This window comes from Herbaspirillum autotrophicum, assembly GCF_001189915.1.
Taxonomy (GTDB): Bacteria; Pseudomonadota; Gammaproteobacteria; order Burkholderiales; family Burkholderiaceae_D; genus Herbaspirillum; species Herbaspirillum autotrophicum.
Map to the genome: position 1 here is coordinate 1 of NZ_LFLS01000076.1, position 3,013 is coordinate 3,013.

The window sequence follows — 3,013 nt, forward strand, 5'->3', positions numbered from 1 at the left end:
ATTCGAGATCGAGTAGTTCATGTTGGCGATGCCGCCTTCATAGATCAGATCCACGATCAGTTTCAGTTCGTGCAAGCATTCGAAGTACGCCATTTCCGGTGCATAGCCAGCTTCCACCAGCGTTTCGAAACCAGCCTTGATCAGTTCCACGGTACCGCCGCACAGCACGGCTTGTTCGCCGAACAAGTCAGTTTCTGTTTCTTCGCGGAAGTTGGTTTCGATGATGCCGGCACGGCCACCGCCGTTGGCAGTTGCATACGACAGCGCGACGTCACGGGCAGTACCGGACTTGTCTTGATACACGGCGATCAGATGCGGCACGCCGCCACCCTGGGTGTATGTCGAGCGCACGGTGTGGCCTGGCGCCTTCGGGGCAATCATGATCACGTCCAGATCGGCGCGTGGCACGACTTGACCGTAGTGAATGTTGAAGCCGTGGGCAAACGCGACTGTCGCGCCTTGCTTGGCATGTGGCGCCACGTTTTCAGCATAGACCTGACCGATGTTTTCATCTGGCAGCAAGATCATGATGACGTCGGCATTCTTGACCGCGTCGTTGACTTCAGCCACGTTCAGACCGGCGTTCCTGGCCTTGTCCCACGATGCGCCATCCTTGCGCAGACCAACTGTTACCTTGCAGCCGGAATCCTTCAGATTCTGGGCGTGGGCGTGGCCTTGCGAACCGTAACCGATGATGGTCACGTTCTTGTTCTTGATCAGGGACAGGTCTGCGTCTTTGTCGTAGAAAACTTTCATGTTCTTCCTAAATGTATATGAGTAGTGCAGTTTTTATAGATGTATGGGCAGGTTCAGGCGGCATAAGCCGGCATCGCCTGATCGCGCACATGGGGAATATCCAGTTGGCGCAATTTACGATACAGCGAAGCGCGGCACATCCCCAGTTGCCGTGATGCGGCGGAGATATTCCAGCGACTGCCGACCAGCGCATCGATGACGCGTGAGCGTTCATCGCCGAGCGGGCCCGTCGCCGGGCGGGACATGATACCGGCGCCATCTGCTTGTGACAGGATGGGACGGACGTTGGCGCCATGGCTGATGATGTGGTTCAGGTTCAGCGCCTCAAATTGCATTAGTTCTTCCGGCAAATCGCTGACTTCAATGCGATTGCCATTCATGACGGCACAGCAATAACGGATCACAGCATGCATTTGCCGCAGATTGCCCGGCCATTGATAAGCCAGCATGCGCTGCAAGGCAGCCGGTGCAATGCTGTGTTCGGATGCCACTGCCGGTGCCAGTTCATCGGCAATCATGCGCATGATCAGTTGCCGGCGGTCGGCCCGGTCGCGCAATGATGGCAAACGCAATACGCCACCGGCAATGCGGTAATACAAATCTTCGCGGAAGCGGCCTTGCGCGACCAGCGTTTTCAAATCCTGATGGGTGGCGCAAATCAGATGCACATCCACCCGCACCGGATGCGCGGCCCCGAGCGGGATCACTTCACGCTCGGACAACACGCGCAGCAAGCGCGTTTGCAGTGAAAACGGCATATCGCCGATTTCATCGAGAAACAGGGTACCGCTGTCAGCCTGCTGGACCTTGCCCTTCATGCCGCCGGGCAAGGCGCCGGAAAATGCGCCCTTGCAATAACCGAACAATTCACTCTCGGCCAGACTCTCCGGAATCGAAGCGCAATTGACCGCCACCCAGGCCGCCGACCGGCGCGCGCTGTAGGCATGCAATGCGCGTGACAGGTACTCTTTGCCGGTGCCGGTCTCACCCAGAATCAGAATCGGAATACCTTTATCGATCAGACGCTTGCCGCGCGTGATCAGGTCTTGCATCTGGGGATCACCGCTGCCCAGCTCGTCCAGCGAACGGTAAGCGGAAGTGTTGGCACTGACTGGCATAGCTGCGCCTGCCATTGAATGGGCTGGTACCGGCATCATTGTCTCCTGTCATGTTCTGCTTTTTGTGGCGCTCCGGCTTGTGACCTGGCGCTTCTTGTACGTTACCGTCAGCAGCGGCGATAAGGCGCCGGCGCATCCGCGGGAACGTCGAGACAGTCGCAAGTAAGCTATCTCTGCGTCGAAGAATAGCGAGCTTATCTCATAACTTCCAATACAATATACACACACAATTAATACCTTAAAGGTATCAGATGATCGAACTGCGCCACCTCACCTACTTCCGTACCGTCGCCGAGACGCTCCATTTCGGTCGCGCCGCCGAGTTGCTGCACATCTCGCAACCGCCGCTGACGCGGCAAATTGCAGCGCTGGAACGCGAGCTCGGGGTATTGCTGTTTGATCGCAGCAAACGCAACGTGCAACTGACCGTCGCCGGCCAGTATTTTTACCGCGACACGACCGAGATTTTCAATGCGCTGGAACGCGCCAAACGCAACGTGATCTCAAGCGGGGCCGGCAAAAGCGGGGCGTTGCTGGTGGGCTTCATGATGTCGACCGCGTATAACGTTCTGCCGTCGGTCACGCGTCATTATTCGGCCGCCTATCCGGAGGTCGACATGCGTCTGACCGAGCATGTACCGAATCTGCTGGCGATTGATATCAAGGATGGCAAACTGGATGTCGGCCTGATGTATCGGCCCGAGGATTGCAGCGGCCTGGACAGCCGCACCATTTTTTCGGAACCGCTGGTGGCGGTGTTGCCAAAGAACCATCGGCTGGCGACACGTGAAAATATTTCATCGAAGGATCTGGCTGACGAGTTCTTCATCAGCATCCCGCGCACGATTGCGCCGGTGGTGTACGACCAGATCGTCAATTGTTGCCTGCGCGGCGGCTTCCGGCCCCGCATCAAGCTCGAAGCCAACCTGCAGCAGACCATTGTCAATCTGGTGGGCGAAGGCCTGGGCGTGGCGATGGTACCGAATTCGATGCAGGCCATGCACTTGACCACGACGGTGTTCAAGCCGCTGACCGATGCGCCGGTGGTCGAAGTGGCGGTGATCTGGAACAAGGAAAATCGCAATCCCTGTATTCAGACGTTTGCCGATACGGCGGAAGAGGTGTGGAAAGGAATGCAG

3 protein-coding genes are annotated in these 3,013 nt (G+C 57.3%); 1 reads left to right on the plus strand and 2 read right to left on the minus strand.

The annotated features are described in order from the left end of the window. Window positions 1–756 (minus strand): ketol-acid reductoisomerase (gene ilvC, locus AKL27_RS26800; RefSeq protein ID WP_050465956.1); only part of this gene is annotated, 756 nt, incomplete at its 3' end. Between the two features lie 53 nt (window positions 757–809). Next, complete coding sequence (locus AKL27_RS26805) at window positions 810–1,874, minus strand: sigma-54-dependent Fis family transcriptional regulator (protein WP_232311130.1); 1,065 nt, start codon at window positions 1,872–1,874, stop codon at window positions 810–812. A 251-nt stretch (window positions 1,875–2,125) separates the two neighbouring features. Here AKL27_RS26805 and AKL27_RS26810 point away from each other — a divergent pair. Continuing rightward, on the plus strand, window positions 2,126–3,013 hold an 888-nt coding region (locus AKL27_RS26810; protein WP_050465958.1), incomplete at its 3' end, for a LysR family transcriptional regulator.

What these genes read in the sequence shown, in the direction of transcription:
- AKL27_RS26805 (WP_232311130.1), bottom strand. Translation starts at nt 1,874, where the DNA reads ATGCCAGTCAGTGCCAACACTTCCGCTTACCGTTCGCTGGACGAGCTG.